Below are 23,977 nucleotides of genomic sequence, written 5' to 3' on the forward strand. Positions count from 1 at the left end.
TCTAGCTAGCGTTGGCTTTTTCCTCTTCGAGGACGAGTAACTTACTCACGTTGGAGAGGCGGTCTTCGCAGCCCATCATCAGCAATAAGTCGCCCTCATGCAGGACTTCGTCCGGCCTCGGGCTTACGATGCGTTGGCCGGACCTTTGAATACCGACGATAGTGACTCCGTGATCGGAGCGAAGTCGCGTGTCCTTGATGGAAAGCCCGTCCCATGTGCTCATCGGGGGGACTATCTCCTTGGAAAAACGGAAGGGAGAAAGGGTGGCCTCATTGCCGGTTTGAGGCTGGTTGAGGTATGCTCGCGCGGCGATTATTTGTTCAGGCTCTCCAAGGAGAAAGAGTTTGTCGTGCGGGAAGATACGGGAGTAGGGCTTAATGTCGGTCAGGTCAAAGCCGCCGCGTTCGATGCCTGCTATGGTCGTTCCCGTTTGGCGCCGGAGGTCAATCTCCTTGATTTCCTTGCCGGTCCATTTCGAGTTTTTGTGAATATCGACTGCCTCCACTTGTACTTGCCACGGGTTCTCCCTCTGCAGCTGGGCTAGGTTGTGCTCGATACGTTTTTCGATCTGGCTGCGAGACTCGTCCTCCATCGATTCGACAAATGCCATTTCCCAGTTGTTGTGCATGTGAACCAGCCTTTTCCAGAACGTGAATCCCAATAGAAGGGCCGCGCCTACGAAGACTAAGAAGATGGCCCCGGTCGGGAAGAAAGGAGCTGCCACAATGAGGAAAACGGTTCCGTATACGAAAAGCAGGATGAGAAGTATCAAACCATTGAATACGTTTCTGAATGCTCCTTTGGAAAACTGTTGGAATAGCTTCTTGCTCAAGGCCGCATCTGAAAAGAGAAGCACGAGCACGTTGAAGTTGCGGACAGTGTCCACGAAAAACGGAAGGCTGAAGATTAGGGAGGAGAGGAAGAGGGCTTGGCTGAAGTGCTCTTGGCTGATTGGTACGAACTCTGGTTTCGCGACGTGTGTGGATACGATGGCGGCCCCGATTATGATGGCATTAATGACCAAGAAATAGAGAACGATTCGCAGGATCGGACCTCGAGCGACATTGAGGACACTGCGGTTGAAGGAGAGCTCGAGGGTGTCCTGCCATTTGGCGTAGAGTTGGGTAAACTCCTTGAGCGCTTTTGGCGAGGCCCGTTCGATAGCATTCAGAATTGGGCCCTCGCTATTGATTAGTAGAGGCGTGAGCATAATGGTCACGAATGCGACGCCTGATGCGATGGATTGAAGCTCCGGGCTAGTGGCACCGTACTTAGCTCCGATGGCGGTGATGACGAAGCTGAACTCTCCGATCTGCGACTTTATTATGGCGGCTCGCCCTGCGACGTCTGCGTGCTGACCTGCGATGAAAAGGCCTAGCCAGCAAGCGGCGAACTTCCCGATTACGACGACAGCTGAGAGAATTAGGATGGCGGGAGCGTTTTGCCAAAGCGCGGCGGGTTCGATTAGCATGCCGACCGTGACGAAAAAGAGGGCGCAGAAGAGGTCTCGCAAAGGTTCGGTGAGGCTTTCGATGCGATGCCCAAGGCCTGCGGTGGGAAGGATTGCGCCTGCCAGGAAACCTCCGAGGGCCCACGAAAATTGGAACTGTTCGGCTATGAGGCTAACGCCGAAAATCAGGCCGAGGGTGGCCATCGTAATCATTTCGGTAGTGCCCCGGGTTTCCAGAACTCGCACAAGACGCTTGGCGCCTAGCGTGCCGATCAGGAATACGGCGACTATGAAAAGTCCAATAAAAAATGCAGTTTGGCCCAGCTTGGCGTAGTCGAAGGAACCCGAGGCTGCCATACCGTTTAGCAGCACTAGGAGAAGGATGGCGAGGATGTCTTCGAAGACGAGAATACCGACAGCTTGTTGTCCATGTTGTCGGTTAAAGGATCCGTTTTCGCGCATCAGCTTTACGGATACCATTGAGGAACTTATGGAGAGCAATCCGCCTAGGAACCATCCATCCATGGTGGAGAGGCCCAGCCATTCGCTAGCCTGACGTCCAATGAAGACCATGAGAAGAGTCTGCAGAATCAACGCGGTACCGGCTGGAGCGAAGACCTTTCGAACCTTTTCCAAGTTGAATTCGAGGCCGATGTAGAACATCAGGAAAACCACCCCCAACTCGCTTAAGTCTTGAACGTTGGACAGCGTTACCAAGGGTGGCCAAAGCCCGAGGTTGGGGCCAAGGAAGAAGCCAGCAAATAGGTATCCAAGAAGTGGAGGCACCTTGATACGGGTGCAAATCAGGGCGGCTACGGCAGCTCCAAGCATGATCCAAGCGAGGTCGACTAGGATGGGAGACGAGTGGGCGGACGCGGCGAGGGGCAGTAGGCTTGTCAGGTACATTTAGCGGTGATTGGATTGCTAGTTCAGCATAGGATCGGCTTCTCGGTGCGCAATCCCTTGGTTCAGTCATCTTATATTTAAGCACACTTCCAAAGGCAGGTGCCTAGGCGCGGCAATTGCTAGAAAGCCGCGCCTTGTCTTCGCGTTTTATCGGAAAAGAACCTGTTTTGGTTGACATGGGAACGTTGGGCCTAAGAAAAGCCACCGTTCCGAAGTGCAGTCAAGTTCAGCACGGGGCAACAGATTGTTGGTCGTTTTATGAAAAGTAGATATCAGTTTATTTTCGATGATTGCTGTTGCTCTTGTGAAACAAGGCTTCGGCCTAGCGGAGGCGAGATGTGGCTGTCGACATGAGTGGATCCACTGGTAGCGGTGCGGAAAGGCCGAGCAAGATGCCCTTGAGTGTCGCTGGGGGGCTTTTTTTCCTCTGGGCACTCCTGAGTGGAAAGTTTGACGTGTTCCATCTCAGCGTTGGGGCTCTTTCCGTGGGCTTGCTTTATTGGCTTCAGTCTCGTTTACCCGCTATCAGGAAACCTGGGGAGAAGGGGCTGCGATTACTTCCAGCGACAGCGTACCTTTTCTGGCTGTTCTATCAAATGCTCGTTTCGGCATGGTATGTGGCCCGTTGTATTTTGGGACCGCAGTCGCGGATACAGCCTAAGCTGTTCCGGTTTCGTTGTCCGATGCCAAGTCAAGTGGACGCGGTCATATTTGCAAACTCGATTACGCTCACTCCGGGTACTCTATCTGTTGATCTGGAGGGTGACTTCTTTTTAGTGCACGCCATCACCTCGGATACCGAGAAGGACGTTCTCGGTGGGGATATGGCGAGACGCGTCGCTCGCCTGAGCGACAAAGAGGCTAATGTATCCATAGAACGGATGCCTGTTGAGGAGGGACTTACGGCCGAGACATGACCACTTTTTCGAATGTGATTATCCTGCTGTTTATCGTGGCAGTGTCGATTCCCTTCTACCGACTGATCAAGGGGCCGACCGTTTTTGACCGCTTGCTTTCCATCGGAGCGATCGGGGGCAAGGCAATCATTTTGATTCTTTTGATCGGATTGCATTTCGACCGCATCTCGATGTTCGTCGACATCGCGCTCGGTTACGCAATCTTGAACTTTATTGGTGGTATAGCCATGGCGGAGTACTTTCGCCTGAGAAAGGAGGAGGGGTGAGCGTAGGCGAAATTCTAGGCTTCGGCCTGATCCTGTTGGGCTTGCTTATGATGTTAGTGGGAAGCGTTGGGCTGGTGCGCTTGCCTGATTTTTTTGCCCGCACGCATGCGGCTAGCAAGGTAGACACAGTCGGCGTTTTAGTTGCCTCGATTGGGGTAGCATTCCTTTGTGGTCCCACGCTTGATGCGGCCAAGGTTGTTGTCGCTGGACTCTTCATCATGCTGACCAACCCGGTAGCGGCTCACGCTTTGGGGAGGGCGGCTTGGAAGAGTGGAGTCAAGCCGTGGCAAGCTCCCTCCGGGAAGCAAGAAGAGGAGGATTCCACGAAATGAGTTCCGTCATAGAGCTGCTACTTTACCTGCTCCTCATCGCTTCCGCATTGGTGGCCATCAACGTAAAGGATCTGTTGGCAGCGGCCGTTACGACCTCTGTTTTCAGCTTCGTGATCGCTATTCTCTTCATTGAGATGGGTGCGGTTGACGTGGGTTTCACCGAAGCAGTCGTCGGGGCCGGTGTGCTTGGGGTCTATTTTATAATGATGATTTTGCGTACGACTAGGAGGACAGAGGATTGAAGGCGTTACAGTTTGCTATTCTGGCGGGGTTCTTTTTATCAATGCTCTACGTGGTGCGCGACCTGCCGCCCCGGGGTGATGTAGAAGCGCCCTTGCATGCTAAATCTAGCGAAGTCGGCAGCCCGGCTGCTGGCACTTATTACATCGAGAGTTCTTACAAAGACGCAGGTACCGATAATATCGTGACCGTGGTTTTGGCAGATTACCGCGGCTTCGACACGTTTGGAGAGACGGTGGTGGTTTTTGCGGCTGGAGCAGCATGCTTGCTGATCTTGCGGGGAAGGCGTAGGTCATGAAGTCCGTAGGAGTGAGCCCAATCGTCCGCCTAGCCTGCCGCTGCATGGCGCGATTGATCCAGATATTTGCCCTTTATGTCATTTTTCACGGGCACTACAGTCCCGGAGGGGGATTTCAAGGCGGAGCGTTGCTAGCGGCAGCTGTTATCTTAATTCGCATCGGCGAGGGACGCCCTGTGAGCCAGGTCGAATTGTCATCCAGCGCCACTTTGGGGATAGGTTCTTTTGGCGCACTGTTATTTGGCGGGGTCGGCCTGCTGGCTCTACTTGGAGGCGGAAATTTCTTGCAGTACGACGCGCTTCCCTCTTTTGGGCTTTCGCCAGTAGGCCTTCATTATTGGGGTATTTTGGTGATCGAGCTGGGGGTTGCCCTAGCGGTCATGGCGATACTGGTCTCAATTTTCGATGTTTTGACGGAGGACGATGAGAGCGAAGGATGAACGGTTTTTTTGAGGATTATTCGGCCTACATCATGTGCTTCCTGCTTTTGACAGTGGGCTTGTACGGGATGTTGCTCAAGCGAAACTACGTGAAGAAGGTGATTGGAATGACTATCTTCCAAGCAGCTATCATCCTGTTCTTCATTCTGACGGCTTACAAGGAAGGTGGCACGGTGCCAGTGAAGGATCCTACGCTCCCATTGGATCAAGCCGACGCCTACATCAATCCCTTGCCGCATGCCTTGATGCTTACCGCAATCGTAGTCGGAGTCGCCACCGTAGGCGTGGCCCTTTCGTTGTTGATCCGAGTTTACGGGGCATACGGCAGCTTGGACGAGGATAAGATCCAGCAGGAGGCTTCTAAATGATCGGCGAACACCTACCGGCTTTGCCGATCTTGCTGTACCTATTTCTCGCCTTGCTGATGCCGTTGGCGGCCAAGCTGGGACGTGGTTTGCCTTGGGCGATCTCCTGGCTGGGCAGTTTGGCGGTGGCGGCTCTCGGGGCTTGGGGGCTTTGGCATACCTCTACTGAGGGACCGATCCGTTACGCCATGGGTTCATGGGCGCCGCCCGTCGGCATCGAGCTAGTTGCCGATCCGCTGTCGTGCTTTTTCACGTTCGCCATTGGGGCCGTTTCCGCCTTCGTCCTGCTGCACTCTCGCGAGTCTGTGGAGCGGGACTGCGGAGCGAGTAACACGATGACTTATTACGCGTCTGCTTTGCTCTTGTTGGCCGGATTCAGCGGGATCGTGGGCACGGGCGACTTGTTCAACTTGTACGTCTTTTTAGAAATCAGCGCCTTAGCGGGCTACGCGGTGCTAGGCTGCGGTAGTGCCAAGGCGTCGCTTTCCTCGTTTCGCTATCTGATAATAGGAACAATTGGAGCTTCCTTTTACTTGATAGGAGTGGGATTGCTACTGGCGAAGACCGGTTCGCTGAACATGGCCGACGTGACTGCCATCCTGCATTTGGAGGGATTGAGTCCGGCGACGACTTTAGCAGTGGTGTTTATTTTGGTGGGGCTTGGCATCAAGATGGCTTTGATGCCGCTGCACTATTGGCTACCCGACGTGTACACCAACGCTCCGGCCACGAGCACGGCCTTGGTGGCTCCGCTGGGTACTAAGGTTGCAGCATATGCCTTGCTGCGAATCGGATATGAGGTGCTGCCATACGAAGCTTTGGCCTTGGACTTGCGAGTGTTTGACGTGGTGTTGGCGCTCGGAGCAGTTGGTATCATCTGGGGGTCGGTGATGGCCATCGCTCAGGACAATATCAAGCGCATGCTAGCGTACAGCAGCGTGGCCCAGATTGGCTACATTGCGGTGGGCTTTGGCCTTGCGACTCCCTACGGTTACATAGGAGCCGTGTTGCACGTCATCAACCATGCGGTCATGAAAGCGTGCCTTTTCTTGGTAACCGCAAATTTGGAGCATCGAGGGGAGGGCGTTTCTATCAAGGGACTGAATGCCTCGCTGCGCCGCAAGATGCCGGTCACTTGCGCCTGTTTCGCAATGGCGGCGATTTCCATGATCGGGCTACCTCCGATGGCGGGTTTCTTCAGTAAGTGGTATTTGTTGCTTGGTAGCTACGAGCAGGGGAGCTGGATTTTGGTGGTTGTCATCGTGGTCAGCAGCTTGCTCAACGCGGTTTACTTCTTTCGCGTGCTAGAGAGGCTCTACCTTGGCAAGGACGAAGGGGAAGCCGAAGGGGCTAGCCCATCCCGCCTTCCCACGGTGATGAGCTTCTCCACCCTCGTTCTCGCCCTCTCTCTACTCGCCCTTGGTTTCGGTAACGTATTCATCGTTTCTAAGTTCATTAGCCCTATGTTGCCCGGATTCTGATTCCATGACGACTGACGTAGTTTCGCAAATCTCAACGGTTCCCTTACTCGCCATCTTGGTATCCATGACGGCGATACCGGCAATCCTTCTCAGCTCGCGAAAACCGAACTTGCGCGAGTCGTGGAGTTTTCTAGCGGCTGGGTTAAAGTTTGCCTTGGTGCTTTCACTCGTGCCCGGCGCTTTGCGTGGGGAGTCGGTAGGTATCACTTTGCTCGAAATCGCCCCAGGGATTAGCCTGAGATTAGTAGCAGACCCTCTCGGTGTGCTTTTTGCGCTGGTTGCTTCTGGCTTATGGATCGTGACGACTGCCTATGCTCTTGGATACATGCGAGGACATCACGAAAAGAAGCAGACCCGCTTTTTCGCTAGCTTTGCCCTAAGCCTTTCGGCAACTCTAGGCATCGCATTTTCGGATAACCTGATCACGTTCCTGATTTTCTACGAATTGCTAACGTTGGCGACTTATCCTCTAGTGGTGCATAAGGAATCTCCGGAAGCGCTGCGTTCCGGCCGTATGTACCTTGGCTACGCACTGACAGCTGGCCTGCTGTTTCTTGCAGCGGCAGTTTGGGTCAATGTGCGGGTAGGCGACGTGAGCTTTGCCGCAGGCGGGTTCATACCGGAAGGCGCATTTGGGGAGGGGGAGCTCAAATTGCTCTTCGGCCTCTTCATGGTCGGCGTGGGAGTGAAGGCTGGCGTGATGCCGCTGCACAGTTGGCTTCCGGCCGCTATGGTGGCTCCGACTCCGGTTAGCTCATTGCTGCACGCGGTTGCGGTGGTCAAGTCTGGTGCGTTTGGCGTGCTTCGGGTTACGGGTTTCGTATTCGGTCCTGAAATGATGAGAGAACACGGCTTGGACGTGCTGCTGGCGCTTTTCGCTGGAGCGACCATTCTCTTGGCTTCGTTGATCGCCCTGCGTCAGGACAATCTTAAGAAACGGCTAGCGTATTCAACGATTGGGCACTTGTCATACATCGTGATGGGGGCGGCTTTAGCTTCGCCAGCTGCTCTGACGGGTAGCTTGATGCATTTGTCGGCCCATGCTGTCATGAAAATCACACTGTTTTTCTGTGCGGGAGCTATTATCGTGCATTCGCACAAAACTGAGATTTCTCAGCTCGACGGGTTGGGACGGCGCATGCCGTGGACCTTTGGGGCCTTCGCGATTGGAGCGCTTGGTTTAGCGGGCATTCCACCGGTGTACGGATTTCTGAGCAAATGGTGGCTCAGTATGGGTAGCCTCGACTCGGGCTACTCCTTGGCTTTGGGGGTTTTCCTAGTGAGCGGCTTGCTCAACGCCGGCTATTTTTTCCCTATCGTGATTCGCGGCTTCTTTCGCCCCCCTGCGCCAGATGCTCATTTTCCAAAAGGCGAAGCGAGCCCTTGGATGGTCGCGCCGCTTTGCATCACGGCAACGCTGGCTGTTGTATTCGGGATTTTTCCCGATTTCCCATTGCCCTTCTTCGAGATAGCCAAGCAAGTGGTTGAATCAGTAATGGGCGAGTTGCCGCAGGCATTAAACGCTAAGGATATCGGATTGGCGCCATGAAAAAGATACATTGGATACTTCTAGGAATGGTCACGCTCGCGTCGCTGGCGCTGCAGTATTTCGGGCCACCGCATCCGCACCCGCACGCTTGGGACTCGGTCCCGCTGTTTTACTGTATTTTCGGTTTCGTCAGCTGCGTGTTGATCATCGTGGTCTCGAAGTTCCTCGGGAAAGTATGGCTGCAAAAGAAGGAAGATTACTACGAGGGGGATAACGATGTTTGAGCTCGCTCCAGCGTTTTGGCTTCTATCGGCGGCTGCGTTGGCGGCGATCTTGCCTTTCAAGGCTGTTCGCGCAGCACTTTGCGTGTTAATGCCCTTGGTAGGCCTTTGGCAACTGTGGTCGATGGGGATTGGGGCCTCATCCCATGCCAGCTTAGCGGGATTCGAGCTGACCCTGTATTCAGTTACAAAGGTCAACTTCGTTTTCGCCGTCATCTTCCTTCTTATTTCGTCCATCGCCGGAGTGTACGCTTGGCACGTCAGTGACCGTGGCCAGCAGGTGGCGGCTTTGTCTTACGCTTCCGGTGCCTTGGGCGTTACGCTCGCTGGAGATTTTCTGACGCTGCTCCTTTTTTGGGAGTTGATGGCGGTGGCTTCCGCTTGGCTAGTGTTCGCTCGTCGGGAGGAATCTTCTATCCGAGCCGGAGTTCGTTACCTCTTGGTCCATGTGGCCGGCGGATCACTGCTTTTCGGCGGTATCATTTTGTTTTACGGTCAGACGGGCACCTTGAGCTTGCAGGCTTTGTCTCCTGAAATGGGTGCGTCGGCATGGCTGATATTGGCCGGAGTGGCGCTAAATGTAGCTCTGCCCCCTTTGCATGCCTGGCTGCCTGACGCCTACCCGAGAGCTACAATTACCGGCGCTATCTTCATGAGCGCTCTCACTACGAAGTCGGCTGTTTACGTTTTGTTGGTGCTTTTTCCCGGCTGGGATCTCCTGATTTATATGGGGCTGTTTATGGCGCTCTACGGGGTGGTCTACGCTGTATTGGCCAATGACATACGTCAGATCCTCGCGTATCACATTATCAGCCAAGTCGGCTACATGGTGGCAGGCGTCGGAATCGGAACAGCACTTTCGATGAATGGCACAGCGGCTCACGCGTTTAGTCACATCCTCTACAAGGCCTTGCTCTTCATGGGCGCGGGCGCGGTAATCCAAGCTACTGGAGTGAGTAAACTGAGCGATCTCGGCGGACTCGCTCCCAAGATGAAAGGGGTGGTTTGGTTATTCATGATCGGAGCATTTTCCATCTCCGGCTTTCCGTTGTTCAACGGCTTTATTAGCAAGTCGATGATTGTTTCGGCTGCTGGTGAGGCGCACTACTACGGGATTATGCTTGGGCTGCTATTGGCTTCAGTCGGTACCTTTTTACATACGGGCTTAAAGATTCCCGTGTTCACTTTTTGGGGGAAGGATCAAAAGCTTGAGGTAAAACCTATCCCTGGAAACATGTATGTCGCCATGGGCTTAGTGGCTTTTGGCTGCACGTTCTTCGGCGTGTATCCGCAGGCACTCTACGCAATGCTACCTTTTGATGCCGAATACCACCCGTATACGGCGTACCATTTGGTAGAGGCCACGCAGATTCTGACCTTTACCTTCATCGGGTTCTGGGTGTTGCGTGCAAAGCTAGCAGGCGAGCCCTACTTGGCCCTCGACACAGATTGGTTCTACCGCCGTGGAGCTCCGGTGGCGCAGGCCGTCATAGTGAAGCCCGTCAATGCGTTTTTCGGTGCAGGCGCGAAGGTACGCGACGGCATAGCCGCATACTTAGCCAGTTCCTTTGGTAATCCACGGGCTTGGTTCGGCGTCAACAAGGGGCCTAGTGACCGTTTCGATCCGGATTTGGAACGAGCTCCATTGGGTGCGGGATTGGCGTTCATACTATTGGTTTTTATCGCGCTCTTTGCCTCGATCGCGATATTAGGTTAGTGCTGCGGCCGTTTCAGGCGTAGCATCCATGACCGCGCCGTTTAGTGGCCGTGCTGCTTGTTATTGCCGTCCTTTTCCGAGGAATCATTGCCATAGCTAGCTTGCTGTATGCCACAAGTGAGCATCATGGAGCCGAAGTAGGGATTTCGAAGCTCGGCGTTGTCTTGAAGCCAGGCCCCGCCCTTGTTGTTGAAAGCCATTGGACAGTACATCTTGTAGGCGGTTGTCTCGCTGGGGTGTGAGTCGAGCATTTCGATCATTGCTTCTGAAAAACCGAGGAAAGCCTTGCGGGCCACGGCGATCTCTGATGCTCCGGCGATGCTTTCAGCGGCTCCCTCGACTTCGGCACAGCAATCTTCGCCATCGATGGAGCATTGTGAATTCGCGACGGACTCGGCCAGTTCGCTAGCGGAGGTCTTGGCGTTTGCCAGATCGTCGCTGGCGAGTGCCTTTTGGATTGCGAAGTAGCTAGCGAGGGTGGCCTCGTGGCAGGTAGCGTGGGCGTCGCCATGATGGCTTTCGGCTCCTTCGTCGATACTGCAGGTTCCGCAATGCGCTTGGAGATTGGATACGGTCGCGGTGGCTATGCTGAGTGATAGGATGAGCGTTTTCATAGTACGGGTAGCTGGTGTTAGTGAAGTGTTATGAGAGGTACTTTTCTATTTTTGGCAACAAGCACCGGCGGCATGACTTTCGCATTCGCTGGGGTCGACCCCTGAGGTACAGCACGAGTCCGAATGTGCGTCAGGCACAGCGCTCGCAGCCGAGCCGAGAGAGCGGGTCACGGAACCGCAAGTAAACATGCGAGCTCCGTAGTAAGGGTTGGAAATGTTCGGGCTGGCCTGGATCCAGTCGGCGCCTTCACCCGCGAAGGCCATGCTGCAATGGATGAGGTAGAGTGGCTCGCTGTCCGGCGTCGCCAGATAGTCGAAGAGCATCTTGGCCTGCTCGCTCAGCTCCCGGAAGGCGTAACGTGCTGTGTGGAGGTCGGCCGCGGAGGCGATTTCGTTAGCATGGAGGGTCAGAGCCTCGGTGTTGAGGCTGGCGGTCGATATGTCGAAGGCAGCGATATAGGCCAGCGCGGCTTCGCGAGCGGTATTGAGGTCGTCGCTAGCCAAGCCAGCCTGCAAGGCGAGGTAGGAATCGGTCAGGCTCCTTGTGAAAGGCGACGATGATTTTGGATGTTCTTGGGCGAACAGGTTAGCGGCCAGAGCCAGCGAGATTAGGAAGGATGCGAGTTTTTTCATCTTTGCTTATTTGGAAGCTAAATTCGATTTGAGTTCCTCGACCCCGCAATAAAGCACGGGGACGACGAAAATGGTGACGATGGCGAACATCATGCCGCCGAACGTCGGAATAGCCATAGGTACCATGACATCCGAGCCGCGTCCAGTAGAGGTCAAAACGGGAAGCAGGGCGAGAATTGTGGTGGCGATGGTCATCATGGCGGGGCGCACGCGCTTGGTGGCGGCTTCGACGATACGCTCGTGCATCTGTTGGCGATTGCGCGGAGGTGCTTCTTTGAAGCGCTGCTCGAGATAGGTTGCCATAATGACGCCATCGTCTGTGGCGATACCGAAGAGGGCGAGGAAGCCAACCCAAACGGCGACGCTGAGATTAATGGTCTGCACTTGGAAGAGCTCTCGCAAGTCGTGTCCGAAGAGTGAGACGTTAAGGAACCAATCCTGTCCGTAAAGCCAGATGAGAACGAAGCCGCCGGACCACGCAAAGGCGATGCCGCTGAATACTAGAAGGGTGACGGGCACCTTCTTGAACTGAAAATAGAGGATCAGAAAGATGGCGAAAAGGGCAAGCGGGAGTACGATGGTCAGTCGCTTCTCTGCCCGCACCTGGTTTTCGTAGCTGCCGGTGAACTGATAGCTAACTCCCGCAGGAATGATCAGTTCGCCGCTCTCTCGCATCTCTTGCAGGTACTCTTGGGCTTGCTCGACGACGTCAATCTCCGCGAATCCGTCTCTCTTGTCGAAAATGACGTATCCCACTAGGAATGTGTTTTCGCTTTTGATAACCTGCGGACCTCGCAGGTAGTTTATGGAAGCGAGCTCGCGCAGTGGAACTTGGGTCCCATTTGGCGAGGCGACCAGTATTTGTTCTATGGATTCAATCGTATCGCGGAGCTCGCGCATGTAGCGGACTCGCACGGGGTATCGTTCGCGGCCTTCGACAGTTTGCGTGATGGGTTTGCCGCCGATCGCTACCTCGATGACATCCTGCACCGTTTTAATGCGAATGCCGTAGCGGGCGATGGCGTCGCGGTCGATATCGATTTCGAGGTACGGCTTGCCTACGATGCGGTCTGCGAAGACCGCTTCTGCCTTGATGGACGGTACTTGCTTCAAGAGCTCTTCGATGTCGAGCGCCACGTTTTCCAGCGTTTGCAAATCGGGCCCGAAGACCTTTAGCCCCATGGGGGCTCGCATTCCGCTTTGCAGCATGACGATGCGCGCAGCAATGGGTTGGAGCTTGGGAGCGGAAGTGGCTCCCGGAATGGTCGCAGCCTGGACAATTTCGTCCCAGATGTCGTCAGGCGATTTTATCTCATCTCGCCATTGACGATAGGGGCGTCCGTCTTCGTCGGGTATAAGCTGGTTGTTCACGTCTCGTGGAAAATCTTCGTCCTTTTCGTCGAAGGCAAAGGTGCGTACCTGTCCGTCTGCGTCTATGATGTATTCCGGCTTATAGGTGATGATGGTTTCGATCATGGAGATCGGAGCGGGATCAAGTGGACTCTCTGCACGCCCCAGTTTGCCTACGGCAATCTCCACTTCCGGAATGGCGTTGATCGCCATGTCTTGCTTTTTCAACACGTCCATGGCTTCGCCGATGGATGCGTGAGGCATGGTCGTTGGCATGAAGAGATAGGACCCTTCATCGAGAGGCGGCATGAATTCCTTGCCAAAGCCCGGAACCGCGTGGGCTGCTTTGCTGAAGAGGTTTGAAGATTGCACAAACTCGGGAGTCCATGCGAAGACGCGTGGCACGCCCAGCCAAGCGGTAAAGCCAAAGGCGACGATGCAAAGGGAAAGGCTGACGAAAAGAAGCTTCGCTCGCAGAAGCGCTCTAAGGATTCGCGGGTAAAGCCAGATGAAGGCCAGCATCGGCAGCAGGAGTCCAGCGATGGATAGCAGGACGAATAGGGTATTGGATACGTCGTGCTCGGGTCCGAGCGGTTTCCAAGTTTGGGCGAGAATGATGGCTACCGCGATAGCGACAACGAAGTTGAATCCGTGTTGGATTCGGCTTTGCAGTTCTGAAGAGAAGCGCTCTGAAAAGACGTTATAGATGCCGACGCTCAGGAGCAAGAGTCCCACGGTCCAAGGGAGAGCTGGCCAAATGAACGGAAGGATGATTCCTCCCAGACCAACCAAGCCCCATAGCAGGTTACGCGACCATCCTGGCTTTGTCCTACCAGCGATGAGCCAGTGGGCTAGCGGTGGAATTATAGCGAGAGCGACTAGGATGGAACCGAGCAATGCGAAGGTCTTGGTGTAGGCGAGCGGCCGGAAAAGTCGGCCTTCGGCGGCCTCCATTGTGAAGACTGGCAGGAAGCTAATCACGGTAGTGGCAACTGCGGTTAATACGGCTCCGCCCACTTCCGCGCTACCGCGGTAGACCACCTCGAGGCGGCTCTCTTGGGGATCAGCTTTGTCGAGGTGTTTGAGAATATTTTCTGTAACCACGATGCCCATATCGACGATAGTGCCGATCGCGATAGCGATCCCAGAAAGGGCGACTACGTTCGCATCCACCTTAAACAGCTTCATGCCGATGAAAGCGAAGAGTACAGCGAGAGGTAGTATGCCCGAGATGAGTGCGGCGCTTCGGAGGTGCATCACCAGCAGGATGACCACAATGATTGTAACCAAAATCTCGAGACTGACGGCTTCTTCTAAGGTGCCGAGCGTCTCGTAGATCAAGCCCGTTCGATCGTAGAACGGTACGATTTCTATTTGACTGGTTGTGCCATCCTCCAAGGTTTTCGATGGAAGTCCGGGAGAGATTTCATTGATCCGTTCTTTGACCCGTTTGATCACCTCAAGCGGATTTTCACCGTAGCGCGTGACGACCACTCCACCAACCGCTTCGGATCCAGCTTTGTCCAAAGCTCCCCTGCGGAGAGCGGGACCGAATTCTATTTCCGCTACCTCGTCGAGCGTAATGGGAATGTTGTTACGCTGAGTGATAACTGCCTTGCGGAGATCGTCGAGGCTTTGGATGTAACCTAGTCCGCGGATAACGTATTCGGCTGAGTTTATTTCGATGGTACGGGCTCCCACATCGAGGTTGCTGCCGCGGACTGCTTCGAAAACCTCGCTCAGGCTAATTTCGTAAGCACGTAGAGCGTCGGGATCTACATCAACCTGGTACTCCTTTACGTACCCGCCAATTGAGGCTACCTCCGCCACGCCGTCTACACCTTGTAGAGCGTAGCGCACGTACCAGTCTTGGGCGCTACGCAATTCGGAGAGATCCCATCCGCCGGTAGGCTTTCCGTCCGGATCCATGCCCTCCAGCGTGTACCAAAAGACTTGGCCGAGGGCGGTAGCGTCGGGCCCAAGCTGAGGTGAAACGCCTTGGGGCAAGATTTCGGAAGGGAGGCTGTTTAGCTTCTCTAGAATGCGGCTACGGGTCCAATAGAACTCGGCGTCTTCCTTGAAGATAACATAGATGGAGGAGAAGCCGAACATGGAATAACTACGGATCGTCTTGACCTCGGGAAGTCCTAGCAAGGCGGTGGTGAGAGGGTAGGTTATTTGGTCCTCTATATCCTGAGGAGAGCGCCCCATCCATTCCGTGAATACAATTTGCTGGTTCTCTCCGATGTCTGGAATGGCATCGACGGGGACTGGATCCCGTGGGAGTCTACCGCTTTCCCAGTCGAAGGGAGCGACCATGATACCCCAAGTAATCATCGCCGCTGTGAAGAGGACGACGACGATCTTATTTTCGAGGCAGTAGCGTATGAGTGAGTTGATCATCGCTCGTTTCTCAGTAGCTTTCGATTACCTCGCCGCAGGTGAGCATAGATGCGCCGAAGTAAGGATTTCGAAGGTCTCCGCTGGACTGCAGCCAATCTGCCCCACGATCGGGATACACCATAGGACAGTGCATCCGATAGAGCTCCTGCGAGAAAATGTCAGGATTTTCGGATACGGCTTCGAGAAAGGCTCTCGAAAGCGTCTCGAAGTGGGGCCGACGTATCTCGTCCAGCGTCTGCGACTCGACGAGGGCGTGGAGGGTCGAATCGATGGGGCTTCCGTGCCCTAAGGAGTGATGGAGGCCATCCACTGCAACTTTGGCTGCTCGCAGGTCATCGGCGGCGAGGGCAGTTTGCAGTTCGAGGTAAGAAGGCAGGGCTGCTGCAACTGACTCGGCTGCGAGGGTATCTATATCGGCGGGTTCTGCATTTACGCTCGCTGGAATCGGGTTCATCATGCTGGGTTTGGCTTGTATTTGTAAGGCACTGTCGATCTTGAAAGCTCCTTGGGTGACGACTCGATCACCCTCGTTTAGACCCGAAGAGACGAGGAAGACGTCGCCCGCTCGTGGTCCAAGTTCGATCTCGCGTCCTTCGAAGGTTGGGCGGCTTGTATTGGGTTTTTCGATATAGACTACGGCGCGCTTGCCCGTGCGAAGGACGGAGGATGCAGGGATTACGAGAGGAGCTTGGGTATTGGGATCTTCGATGTAGCCGAGCTCTTCCGCTGGCACGAGGTCCATGCCGCAGACGTCGCACTGCCCCGGATGATCCTTAACGATCTCCGGGTGCATGGGGCTGATCCACTTGCCAGCGTACTCGGGCGAAAAGACAGTGCCGGAAGCCGCGAGCTTGGAGTGGGCAATCGCCTTGGCGAACATGCCGGGCTTTAGCTTTCTGTCGTTATTTTTCACATTGACCCGAACCGATACTGTGCGGGTAGCTCGATCGAGCTCTGGCTCGATAAAGGCGACCTTGCCGGTGAACGTTTGTCCAGGGTAGGCTTCTACGGAGAAGGTCACGGTTTGGCCGAATCTAAGCCATGCGAGATCGGACTCGTAGGCCTCCAGCTGCAACCAAAGCTCGCTCATGTCTACGATTTTGAAAAGAGGTTGTCCGGTTTTCACATAGTCGCCCGCGTCGACGTTTTTCTGCACGACGATGCCGTTGATCGGCGCTTTCAGTTCGAAGCGGTCAGTCGCTTGGCCACTTGCGAGGATAGATTCGATTTGCTCGGGCAAGAGATCCCAAAGGCGTAGCTTTTCACGGGCGGCTCGGGCGGCGGAGCTGTCAGGATCGTACCGGTGGGCGGTGAGCAGTTCGGACTGGGCAGTAAGGAGTTCGGGACTGTATACGATGGCAAGGTGGTCGCCTTTTTGCACGGGCACGCCGATGAAGTTGACAAAGAGATCATCGATGCGGGCTGGGAAGCGGGCGGTGAGGGATTTTACTTTTGTCTCGTCATAGTCGAGCTTACCGACGAGCCGAATTTCGGCTTCGGGGAATCGTCGAATGACAGGGGTGGTTTGGATATCGGCTAAGGATTTAGAGCTCGCGCTCATGCTCATCGCTCGCGGTCCTAGATCTGCGTCAGAATCTTTGGATACGGGAATGAGATCCATGCCGCAGATGGGACATGTGCCCGCTGCCGCTTGCTGAATCTGTGGGTGCATGGAGCAGGTCCACTTTTGATTTTCGACGTTGATTTCGGTGGAGTGCTCCGGGGATGAAGGAGAGTCTGGGGCACTGCAGCGTCCGAGAAGAAATGTGAGGATTATTAGGACGATGAATCCTATTATCGAATACGTTTTCGTTTTCATTTTCGTAAGTGGTTTAAGAGGATTCTTAGTCGAGCCAAAGGCCGCCAGAAAGTGTGGTGAGTTTCCAGCGGGCAATCCAGGCGTCGGAGGCAGCTCGCCAGTATTCAGTTTCTAGATTTAAAAGTGCACGATCGGTATCGATCAGGTCGAGGACGGAAGCTTGGTCTGATCGATAGGCGGATTCGGTGACCTCGTGGGCTTGTTGAGCAAGAGGGATGAGTTTTTCTTGGTAACGTTGGACGCGGGTTTGAGCATCGTTCAAACGAGCGATCCAAGCTTGGCCTTCGGCGAGTAGGGAAAACTGTAGCTCTTCGATCTGGGCACTGACTGCGTCGCGTTCGAAGCTCGCTTGGCGGGCAATTGCATTGTTAGCCTTGCCCCAGATGGGGAGAGATACACCGACCATAAGGGCCCAAGGATCCTTGCCGCTGTCTGCCATCTCGGGGTTGAGGGCGTCACCGGTGCGGACGTAGTTGATGCCTAGGGTGAATTCTGGACGGTTGGCCAACCGGGCGAGTCGCTCGCGGCTTTCTTGGCTGGCGAGCAGAGCCTGAAGGGTGGCAATTTGGGGCGAGTTTTGGCGAATAGCTGCGATCCATTGTTCTGGATTCGTCTGTAAAGGCATAGGCGCGGACCATTCGATCGGAAGTGGATTGCCGCTCGGAGAGCGTCCGATAATGCCCTCCAGATGGGCGGAGTTGGCAAGTAGCAGTGTTCTTTGGCGGGCGAGGGCGTCGCGTTGTTTTTCGGTTTCTAGCTGAATTCTAAGCAGGTCGCTTAGCAGACCGCCGGATTTGATTTTGTCACCGGCGATGCTCTCGAGACGCTCGAGCAGTTGCAGATTTTGCTCGGCGATAGTGATGCTCTTGCTTAGGTATGCGTTTTCGATGGCAGCGGTCGTAACTTGGTCGACGGTTTCGAATTGCAGGCTGGCGTAAGCGTGCCAGAGGGCTTGCGCTTGAGACTGAGCGATCTCCTTTTTGCTGCGAAGGCTTCCGAGCCAAGGAATGGGTTGCTGCAGGGAGAGCGCTTGGCGCTGCGGTCCGGTCCGTGTCTGGATGGACTCGACAAAGTGGGTGATCTGAACTCTTGGATTTGGGAGCATACTCGATGAGTCGATCGAAGCTCTGGCTGCTTGGTAGCGGTTTTCTGCCACGACGAGCGCAGGGCTATTGGCGAGCGCCTCCGTTATGAAAGGCCCGGCAATTCCATGCTGCATGAGTTCGGCCGCTCCTTGTGGGAGTATCGGCTCGTTTTTAGCGGAAAGGGTGCAGAACGCTGCGAGAGTCGCTAGCGATATAAAGGTAGAACGTGTTTTCATTTGATGCGAAGGGTTCGGCTATGGAAACCGAGTTAAGCCCGCATGCCCAAAGGCGGCAGGGGATAAACAGCCACCGTGGCGGGCAGCTTGGTAGGAGCTTTGTCATGGGCGTATCGACCCTGTGGATCGATCGACCGGCTCCTCGCATCAAAGGATGTAGACGCAGTATTCCTCGAGATCCGGCGATGTCGGCGGCAAAGAGGTTCTATCTAGAGTAAAAAGTGGAGTCGTTTCGCGTCCGCTATCCCGCTGAAGGAACTCTAGGGCGAAAAGTAAGGCGGCCTGAGAAATCTGCGACTTGACGATGCTGTCGTGAGCGCTCGCAGGTTCGCTTATCTGAGAGTTTTTCTCGGACTCGTGCGGACACTCGGCTTGGGTGTGATGTTCGGTTTCCGAGTTCGCAGCATCCGGGGTCGCGGAGCAGCAGCTGTGCTCGGGCTGGGGTTCCATGGCAGAGAGATCCAGGCAGCAGCACAGCGGATTAAAAATCGCTGTGATGAGTAGGATAGCCGTGAACTTGATGCCAAACATTCTGAGTCGTTGTATGAACCTAGGTACGTCTTTTGTGAAGTTCAAAAAATAGACGAGCTAGTTCAACTAACGATGCTTTGTCGTTTTTGAATGTTGCGTTTTCTTAACTTGGTTTTTTGTGGCCTTCCAGTTCTAGCTGGCTTCGTTTTGCTGAGATGGCTACCCGAATAAAATCTTGGAGCAAAGCAGCGTTGGGAATGCTTTGCTTGCTGTTCTTGAGCTTTTGGGTGGCGGTGAGTTTTTCGGGTTGTATGAGTTTGCAGATGAAGGAGTCAGAGGTAGAGGCTCATTTCGAGGAACGCTCGCAGGAGCTACCGGTTTATTCAGAACTCAAAGACGAGGAGGGGAGCATTTTTCTAGTTCGTGCAGGCCAGGGGCCAACGGTTGTGTTCGTGCACGGTTCGCCTGGAAGTTGGGACAATTTTGTGCACATGCTTTCGGACAAGCAGCTTAATTCCCAATTTACCGTGCTATCGGTGGATAGGCCCGGCTTTGGCAAAACCCGCCCCAAGGGTGCGGAGACATCGATCAAAACGCAGGCGCGGCGGATTCGAGACGCATTAGCGGCGTCAGGGGCTGGCTTGCCGGCTATCTGGGTGGGTCACTCTCTCGGTGGGCCAGTGGTGGCTCGTTTGGCGGTGGACTTTCCTGCGGACGTTTCGGGGATGGTGCTGGTGGCTCCGTCCATGGATCCAGAGCTGGAAAAGCGAAAGTGGTTCAATTGGGCTGGGAAGTTCCCGCTGGTACGCTGGGGCTTGTCGCGGGAGTGGCGTAACAGCAACGATGAGATTTGGCCGCTCAAGGGTGAGTTGATCGAGCTAGAGAAGGAGCTTGGAGTAATGCAAGCTCCCACAATCGTTTTGCAGGGGGATCTGGACCAGTTAGTGCCAGTAGGAAATGCGGACTACGTGGAGCGCCAATTTCCGGAAGGCGTAGTTGAATTGCGGATATTGGAGGGCGTGAACCACTTTATTCCTTGGTCGCATCCGGATGAGATAAAGCGTGCGATATTCGATTTGATGGAGGAAATCTAAGTTTTCGCGGGCGCGAATGTCGCTGGACAAGGCCATAGCGGTGCGGATAGGTTTTCGGCTCTCTCGCTCTCTATGTACGAATCTCATAATCAGGCGGTTTACGACCTTTGCCAGATACATGGCCTCCTTGACCGTGCCACTCTCGACGGTCTCCAGGCTCAGGTTGGGGTAAAACAGCGTTCTTTAGCGACGCTGGTGGTAGAGGAGTCGAAGGTGAACCGTTCTGTGTTTTTGGATACGGTGGCGAGTTATTTGGGTATTCCTCGACTCAAGGACGCTCCTTACGATATACCGCTAGAGCTCGTCGAGTTGATCGAGCCGTCGCTTGCTCGTATGCACGGAGTGGTGCCGATCGAGTGCACGGAGCGGCAGTTGACGATCGTGACGTCGGATCCTTTCAACACCAGCGTAGTGGATGATGTCGCTTTCGCTGTGAATAGAGATGTTCGGTTGCTTCTCCTTGATCCAAAGGTGGTGAACGAGCTATTGGACGTATATTATCGTCCTAAGAATGTAGACTATACGGGTATTCTCGAAGAACTGGATCTAAGGGATGTAGCGGACGAGGACCAGATGAGTCCGGACGATCTGCTCGGCATGGCGGGTGAAACTCCAATAATCCGGTTCGTTAATCTAGTACTCGCTCAAGCCATCAAGGACAAGGCATCGGATATCCACTTCGAGCCCTTTGAGAAGGAATTTAAGATCCGCTACCGCATCGATGGCGCTCTCTACGAAATGTCGCCACCTCCTCGAGAACTCGCGGTGCCGATCATCTCGCGTGTGAAGGTGCTGGGTAATCTGAACATTGCCGAGCGCCGTGTTCCTCAGGACGGAAAGGTGCGCTTAGTGGTCACTGGTCGGCACGTCGATTTACGTGTATCCACGCTTCCGACACAATTTGGAGAGAGCGTGGTGCTTCGCGTGCTGGACCAAGGCACTACTCAATTAGAGTTGAGCTCGTTGGGAATGCCCGAGGACGTGTTGGTCGCCGTCGAGAAGGCGATTGCCCGGCCCAATGGAATTTTCATCTCTACTGGTCCGACCGGCTCCGGCAAGACGACCACGCTTTACAGTTGCTTGAAGCGCTTGAACCAAGTGGAAGCAAAGCTCATGACCGCGGAGGATCCTATCGAGTATGAGATAGACGGGATCATGCAGGTAGGCGTTAACCCTCATATTGGGCTCACATTTGCGAGCACCCTGAAGTCTTTTTTGCGTCAAGACCCGGACATCATCATGGTTGGTGAAATCCGAGATTTGGATACGGCGCAAATAGCGATCCAAGCATCGCTTACGGGACACTTGGTGTTGAGCACGCTGCATACCAATGACGCGGCTGGCGCGATAACGCGACTCATGGATATGGGAGTAGAACCATTTCTCATCTCCTCCTCGCTCGAAGCCGTATTGGCCCAGCGACTACTGCGGAAGATATGCCCGAACTGCCGCCGCTCCTACTTACCGGATGCGGCCATGCTGCAACAATTAAACTTGGATGCGGGGGTCCTTCAGCAGAAGGAGTTCTTCCAAGGAAGCGGTTGCGGAGCATGTGCGAATACCGGCTACACAGGTCGGCAGGGGATCTTTGAGATGCTTTCTGTATCGGAATCCGTGCGCGAACTCATTAGTGAGGGCCGTCCGGCTGCAGCCATCCGCGAACAAGCTCTTAACGAAGGGATGCGTACTTTGAGAGAAGATGGCCTCCGTAACATTTTCACCGGTGTCACTTCTGTGGAAGAGGTGATACGTTACTCCTGACCGCTCGTCTGTAGGGGGTCTCAACTGATATGTCGAAATTTAGGTTCATCGCGATAGATTCGGAAGGCAAGGAGCGGAAGGGCATTGTCGAAGGGGCGTCTCGCCAACAGGCGGTTAAGCAGATCCGCAGCTACGGCCTGACTCCGGCTCGCGTTTCCGTGGTAAAGCCGACAGGCGCGAACGATACCTCTGCGAGCATGACTGGCGAAAGGCTGGCGAAGGCGAGCAAGAAGCCGATGTATTTCGGTTCCGCGGTCAAGAAGAAGGCGTTGTCCGAGTTTACTCGAAAGTTGGCCACGCTCCTGCAAGCGGGCTTGACCTTGGTACGATCGCTTGAGGTCTTGAAAGATCAAGAGAAGAACGTCATATTTCGTTGGATACAAAACTCTATTATCGAGAGTATTCAGTCAGGTAGCACGTTTTCAGATGCCTTGGCAGGTTTCCCCAAGGAATTCGATTTTCTTTATGTAAACATGGCCCGAGCGGGTGAGGCCAGTGGCATGTTGGAGGTGTCGCTTGCTAGGCTGGCAACTTATTTGGAGAAGACGGAGCGGATGAAGTCGAGATTGGCCTCGGCGATGACATATCCCACTGTGGTCATGTGTATCTCATTCGTGATCGTGATGTTTTTGCTCATTTTCGTCGTTCCGAAATTCGAGCAAATCTTCATCGAGGAAATCGGAGAAGATAAGATGCCGGTGCTGACGGTTTATGTGCTGGCAGTGAGCAAGTTCATCGTGGCTTATTGGTATGCCATTTTTGGAGGGCTAATCGGACTTTTCGTCTCCAAGCGACTATTTGGAGCTACCAGTATGGGTAGAAGCTTCTATGATTGGTTGAAGCTCAAGTTTGTCGGAATTGGCGATCTTTGTACCAAGATTTACGTGATCCGGTTTTCTAGAACTTTGGGAACGTTGATCGAGAGCAGCGTGCCGATTTTGGAAGCGCTTCGAATTACTCGCGACGCTTGCGGCAACAAGCATGTGATGAATGCGGTAGAAACGGTTCGTAACAGGGTAAAGGATGGCGAAGGAATCGCGTCGACTTTGTTGGGTACAAAAATTTTTCCCACTATGGTGACCTCCATGGTAGAGGTCGGCGAGGAGACTGGAGACTTGCCGGAAATGCTGGGACAGATCGCGGACATTTACGACGAGGAGGTCGACAATTCAATTTCCAGCCTGACTGCTATGGTGCAGCCGTTGATGATCGTTATTCTCGCGGTTGCGGTTGTGTTGATCGTCTTGGCCCTCTTCCTGCCCTTTATGTCGATCATGCAAAGTCTCAACGTTTAGCGGATTGATACCGTTCTAATTATCGTTTCGATAAAGCGGCTCGGACAGCCTTCAGGTCGATTTGGGCACCGGGGCGAATGTTGTTCTCGCTGTACCAGCGGTGGCGGGTTTCCAAAGCGTAAAGCATGTCTTCGCGGATGGACTTTCGAGCTAGGGTGTCTCGTGGGTACATCGGATAGACTTCTCGAAGAACCCCATCAGCAGTGAAGAAGCCGATGTCGATCGGGAAATCGACGTTCTTCATCCAGTAGGACATGCGTTGCGGTTCTTGGTATACGAAAAGCATGCCGTGGTTGTCGGCAATCCCCTCACGTCCCATTAACCCCATACGTTGTTCGCTCTGCGTGATAGCGAACTCGATGGTCAAGCTCTTGTCACCGAGAGAAATTTCGACGGGTCCCGCTTGACTAACGCTTTCTTCCTGAGAGCAGCCAGTGAGCAAAGTTGAGGCGACGAGTGAGAGAAACGCAAGTAAAGGAACGGCCGGGAATTTCATATCTGACGTGATGCTTTTGCTTTCCCTGTGGAGGAGCAAGCGAGAATCCGTCCATTTTCCCTGTGATCAGGCCTAAAAAGTTGCCAGGCCGTCGAGGGGGACGACCTGGCAGGGTGGTGTGTGGGTGGGAAATTTTGAAACTATGCTCAAGCTAGCCCGTGGGGTTTGCTTTTTCAAGCGTCGTTTTATTTTTAAGGAAAAGTGAATTTGTTTAAAGGGTAAGACAGGGGATGTCCTATGCACGATGGTAAATTCCTTGCATGAACTCCATCAATCGATTCGAAGAAACTTGGACCCCTCAGTGGGACCTAGGCCTGCAAGATGAATTTGGATTTTCCTTCGGCGCGAGCGAAGGTGAATTCTCTGAACAATTGTCCAAGCGTCCGAATGCCTGGGCTTTGGCACAAGGCGAGGTACTCAACCGGCAAAGTCCGGTGGATGCTCGGGTAGAGAGCGAAGCTGCGAACCGAGCAAACTTGGTACGCTTTTTGGAAGCCCTCAGCGTGGAGATTGCTAGCAATGAGTAGCGAAGACAGAA

Annotated in this window: 23 protein-coding genes; 15 read left to right on the forward strand and 8 right to left on the reverse strand. The window is 54.2% G+C overall.

Annotated elements, in window-relative coordinates; genetic code table 11:
- Window position 1 precedes the first annotated feature (1 nt).
- Entirely contained in the window at window positions 2–2,356 is a 2,355-nt protein-coding gene (locus tag QEH53_RS07835) for a cation:proton antiporter (protein ID WP_309022610.1), read from the reverse strand.
- 392 nt (window positions 2,357–2,748) lie between these two features.
- On the opposite strand from QEH53_RS07835, the gene QEH53_RS07840 reads away from it, so the two are divergent.
- Genes QEH53_RS07840 through QEH53_RS07890 form a run of 11 tightly spaced genes read left to right on the forward strand, consistent with a single transcriptional unit; the run spans window position 2,749 to window position 10,182 of the window.
- The gene (locus QEH53_RS07840; protein ID WP_309022861.1) at window positions 2,749–3,273 is read left to right on the forward strand and encodes a Na+/H+ antiporter subunit E; all 525 of its coding nucleotides are present in this window, start codon (window positions 2,749–2,751) and stop codon (window positions 3,271–3,273) included.
- The gene (locus QEH53_RS07845; protein ID WP_309022611.1) at window positions 3,270–3,539 is read left to right on the forward strand and encodes a monovalent cation/H+ antiporter complex subunit F; all 270 of its coding nucleotides are present in this window, start codon (window positions 3,270–3,272) and stop codon (window positions 3,537–3,539) included. Before QEH53_RS07840 ends, QEH53_RS07845 begins: the two co-directional genes overlap by 4 nt.
- Window positions 3,536–3,871 carry a monovalent cation/H(+) antiporter subunit G gene (gene mnhG / locus QEH53_RS07850; protein ID WP_309022612.1) on the forward strand — a complete coding sequence of 112 codons (336 nt, stop codon included), beginning with the start codon at window positions 3,536–3,538 and terminating at the stop codon, window positions 3,869–3,871. Before QEH53_RS07845 ends, mnhG begins: the two co-directional genes overlap by 4 nt.
- Entirely contained in the window at window positions 3,868–4,113 is a 246-nt protein-coding gene (locus QEH53_RS07855) for a hydrogenase subunit MbhD domain-containing protein (RefSeq protein ID WP_309022613.1), read from the forward strand. The genes mnhG and QEH53_RS07855 overlap by 4 nt, the downstream gene beginning before the upstream one ends.
- Window positions 4,114–4,154: 41 nt before the next feature.
- Complete coding sequence (gene mbhE / locus QEH53_RS07860) at window positions 4,155–4,409, forward strand: hydrogen gas-evolving membrane-bound hydrogenase subunit E (RefSeq protein ID WP_309022614.1); 255 nt, start codon at window positions 4,155–4,157, stop codon at window positions 4,407–4,409.
- On the forward strand, window positions 4,406–4,849 hold the full coding sequence (locus QEH53_RS07865; protein WP_309022615.1) for an MnhB domain-containing protein: 444 nt from the start codon (window positions 4,406–4,408) through the stop codon (window positions 4,847–4,849). The genes mbhE and QEH53_RS07865 overlap by 4 nt, the downstream gene beginning before the upstream one ends.
- On the forward strand, window positions 4,846–5,217 hold the full coding sequence (locus QEH53_RS07870; protein WP_309022616.1) for a cation:proton antiporter subunit C: 372 nt from the start codon (window positions 4,846–4,848) through the stop codon (window positions 5,215–5,217). The genes QEH53_RS07865 and QEH53_RS07870 overlap by 4 nt, the downstream gene beginning before the upstream one ends.
- Window positions 5,214–6,695 (forward strand): proton-conducting transporter membrane subunit, encoded by a 1,482-nt coding sequence (locus QEH53_RS07875; protein WP_309022617.1) that lies wholly within the window; start codon window positions 5,214–5,216, stop codon window positions 6,693–6,695. Before QEH53_RS07870 ends, QEH53_RS07875 begins: the two co-directional genes overlap by 4 nt.
- A 4-nt stretch (window positions 6,696–6,699) precedes the next feature.
- On the forward strand, window positions 6,700–8,244 hold the full coding sequence (locus tag QEH53_RS07880; protein WP_309022618.1) for a monovalent cation/H+ antiporter subunit D family protein: 1,545 nt from the start codon (window positions 6,700–6,702) through the stop codon (window positions 8,242–8,244).
- Window positions 8,241–8,468, forward strand: a complete 228-nt coding sequence (locus QEH53_RS07885) for a hypothetical protein (RefSeq protein WP_309022619.1) — start codon at window positions 8,241–8,243, stop codon at window positions 8,466–8,468. The genes QEH53_RS07880 and QEH53_RS07885 overlap by 4 nt, the downstream gene beginning before the upstream one ends.
- Window positions 8,461–10,182, forward strand: a complete 1,722-nt coding sequence (locus QEH53_RS07890; protein WP_309022620.1) for a Na(+)/H(+) antiporter subunit D — start codon at window positions 8,461–8,463, stop codon at window positions 10,180–10,182. Before QEH53_RS07885 ends, QEH53_RS07890 begins: the two co-directional genes overlap by 8 nt.
- 41 nt (window positions 10,183–10,223) lie before the next feature.
- On the opposite strand, the gene QEH53_RS07895 is transcribed toward QEH53_RS07890, so the two are convergent.
- From QEH53_RS07895 to QEH53_RS07920, 6 genes are all read right to left on the reverse strand, one after another.
- Complete coding sequence (locus tag QEH53_RS07895; RefSeq protein WP_309022621.1) at window positions 10,224–10,796, reverse strand: DUF3347 domain-containing protein; 573 nt, start codon at window positions 10,794–10,796, stop codon at window positions 10,224–10,226.
- Between the two features lie 45 nt (window positions 10,797–10,841).
- The gene (locus QEH53_RS07900) at window positions 10,842–11,429 is read right to left on the reverse strand and encodes a hypothetical protein (RefSeq protein WP_309022622.1); all 588 of its coding nucleotides are present in this window, start codon (window positions 11,427–11,429) and stop codon (window positions 10,842–10,844) included.
- 6 nt (window positions 11,430–11,435) lie between these two features.
- Window positions 11,436–15,182 (reverse strand): efflux RND transporter permease subunit, encoded by a 3,747-nt coding sequence (locus QEH53_RS07905; RefSeq protein ID WP_309022623.1) that lies wholly within the window; start codon window positions 15,180–15,182, stop codon window positions 11,436–11,438.
- A gap of 10 nt (window positions 15,183–15,192) precedes the next feature.
- Window positions 15,193–17,001 carry an efflux RND transporter periplasmic adaptor subunit gene (locus QEH53_RS07910; protein ID WP_309022624.1) on the reverse strand — a complete coding sequence of 603 codons (1,809 nt, stop codon included), beginning with the start codon at window positions 16,999–17,001 and terminating at the stop codon, window positions 15,193–15,195.
- Window positions 17,002–17,026: 25 nt separating this feature from the next.
- Entirely contained in the window at window positions 17,027–18,322 is a 1,296-nt protein-coding gene (locus tag QEH53_RS07915) for a TolC family protein (RefSeq protein WP_309022626.1), read from the reverse strand.
- A gap of 147 nt (window positions 18,323–18,469) precedes the next feature.
- The gene (locus QEH53_RS07920) at window positions 18,470–18,853 is read right to left on the reverse strand and encodes a hypothetical protein (protein ID WP_309022627.1); all 384 of its coding nucleotides are present in this window, start codon (window positions 18,851–18,853) and stop codon (window positions 18,470–18,472) included.
- A gap of 155 nt (window positions 18,854–19,008) precedes the next feature.
- Here QEH53_RS07920 and QEH53_RS07925 point away from each other — a divergent pair, with 155 nt between their 5' ends.
- From QEH53_RS07925 to QEH53_RS07935, 3 genes are all read left to right on the forward strand, one after another.
- Window positions 19,009–19,887, forward strand: coding sequence for an alpha/beta hydrolase (locus QEH53_RS07925; protein WP_309022628.1), 879 nt, complete (start codon window positions 19,009–19,011; stop codon window positions 19,885–19,887).
- 72 nt (window positions 19,888–19,959) lie between these two features.
- The gene (locus QEH53_RS07930; protein ID WP_309022629.1) at window positions 19,960–21,648 is read left to right on the forward strand and encodes a GspE/PulE family protein; all 1,689 of its coding nucleotides are present in this window, start codon (window positions 19,960–19,962) and stop codon (window positions 21,646–21,648) included.
- Between the two features lie 29 nt (window positions 21,649–21,677).
- Window positions 21,678–22,943, forward strand: coding sequence for a type II secretion system F family protein (locus QEH53_RS07935; RefSeq protein WP_309022630.1), 1,266 nt, complete (start codon window positions 21,678–21,680; stop codon window positions 22,941–22,943).
- Window positions 22,944–22,962: 19 nt separating this feature from the next.
- On the opposite strand, the gene QEH53_RS07940 is transcribed toward QEH53_RS07935, so the two are convergent.
- Window positions 22,963–23,439, reverse strand: a complete 477-nt coding sequence (locus QEH53_RS07940; protein WP_309022631.1) for a DUF192 domain-containing protein — start codon at window positions 23,437–23,439, stop codon at window positions 22,963–22,965.
- Window positions 23,440–23,699: 260 nt separating this feature from the next.
- On the opposite strand from QEH53_RS07940, the gene QEH53_RS07945 reads away from it, so the two are divergent.
- Entirely contained in the window at window positions 23,700–23,966 is a 267-nt protein-coding gene (locus tag QEH53_RS07945; protein WP_309022632.1) for a hypothetical protein, read from the forward strand.
- The last annotated feature ends 11 nt before the right edge of the window (window positions 23,967–23,977 follow it).

Source organism: Pelagicoccus sp. SDUM812002 (assembly GCF_031127835.1).
Taxonomy (GTDB): Bacteria; Verrucomicrobiota; Verrucomicrobiia; order Opitutales; family Opitutaceae; genus Pelagicoccus.

Bases quoted from the DNA above. Each gene is read 5' to 3' on its own strand.
- QEH53_RS07935 (WP_309022630.1), top strand. From the start codon at position 21,678: ATGTCGAAATTTAGGTTCATCGCGATAGATTCGGAAGGCAAGGAGCGG.
- QEH53_RS07835 (WP_309022610.1), bottom strand. From the start codon at position 2,356: ATGTACCTGACAAGCCTACTGCCCCTCGCCGCGTCCGCCCACTCGTCT.
- QEH53_RS07905 (WP_309022623.1), bottom strand. From the start codon at position 15,182: ATGATCAACTCACTCATACGCTACTGCCTCGAAAATAAGATCGTCGTC.
- QEH53_RS07845 (WP_309022611.1), top strand. From the start codon at position 3,270: ATGACCACTTTTTCGAATGTGATTATCCTGCTGTTTATCGTGGCAGTG.
- QEH53_RS07895 (WP_309022621.1), bottom strand. From the start codon at position 10,796: ATGAAAACGCTCATCCTATCACTCAGCATAGCCACCGCGACCGTATCC.
- QEH53_RS07865 (WP_309022615.1), top strand. From the start codon at position 4,406: ATGAAGTCCGTAGGAGTGAGCCCAATCGTCCGCCTAGCCTGCCGCTGC.
- QEH53_RS07915 (WP_309022626.1), bottom strand. From the start codon at position 18,322: ATGAAAACACGTTCTACCTTTATATCGCTAGCGACTCTCGCAGCGTTC.
- QEH53_RS07890 (WP_309022620.1), top strand. From the start codon at position 8,461: ATGTTTGAGCTCGCTCCAGCGTTTTGGCTTCTATCGGCGGCTGCGTTG.
- QEH53_RS07920 (WP_309022627.1), bottom strand. From the start codon at position 18,853: ATGTTTGGCATCAAGTTCACGGCTATCCTACTCATCACAGCGATTTTT.
- QEH53_RS07855 (WP_309022613.1), top strand. From the start codon at position 3,868: ATGAGTTCCGTCATAGAGCTGCTACTTTACCTGCTCCTCATCGCTTCC.
- QEH53_RS07910 (WP_309022624.1), bottom strand. From the start codon at position 17,001: ATGAAAACGAAAACGTATTCGATAATAGGATTCATCGTCCTAATAATC.
- QEH53_RS07925 (WP_309022628.1), top strand. From the start codon at position 19,009: ATGGCTACCCGAATAAAATCTTGGAGCAAAGCAGCGTTGGGAATGCTT.
- QEH53_RS07870 (WP_309022616.1), top strand. From the start codon at position 4,846: ATGAACGGTTTTTTTGAGGATTATTCGGCCTACATCATGTGCTTCCTG.
- QEH53_RS07900 (WP_309022622.1), bottom strand. From the start codon at position 11,429: ATGAAAAAACTCGCATCCTTCCTAATCTCGCTGGCTCTGGCCGCTAAC.
- QEH53_RS07840 (WP_309022861.1), top strand. From the start codon at position 2,749: ATGCCCTTGAGTGTCGCTGGGGGGCTTTTTTTCCTCTGGGCACTCCTG.
- QEH53_RS07875 (WP_309022617.1), top strand. From the start codon at position 5,214: ATGATCGGCGAACACCTACCGGCTTTGCCGATCTTGCTGTACCTATTT.
- QEH53_RS07940 (WP_309022631.1), bottom strand. From the start codon at position 23,439: ATGAAATTCCCGGCCGTTCCTTTACTTGCGTTTCTCTCACTCGTCGCC.
- QEH53_RS07945 (WP_309022632.1), top strand. From the start codon at position 23,700: ATGAACTCCATCAATCGATTCGAAGAAACTTGGACCCCTCAGTGGGAC.
- QEH53_RS07880 (WP_309022618.1), top strand. From the start codon at position 6,700: ATGACGACTGACGTAGTTTCGCAAATCTCAACGGTTCCCTTACTCGCC.
- QEH53_RS07930 (WP_309022629.1), top strand. From the start codon at position 19,960: ATGTACGAATCTCATAATCAGGCGGTTTACGACCTTTGCCAGATACAT.
- mbhE (WP_309022614.1), top strand. From the start codon at position 4,155: ATGCTCTACGTGGTGCGCGACCTGCCGCCCCGGGGTGATGTAGAAGCG.
- QEH53_RS07885 (WP_309022619.1), top strand. From the start codon at position 8,241: ATGAAAAAGATACATTGGATACTTCTAGGAATGGTCACGCTCGCGTCG.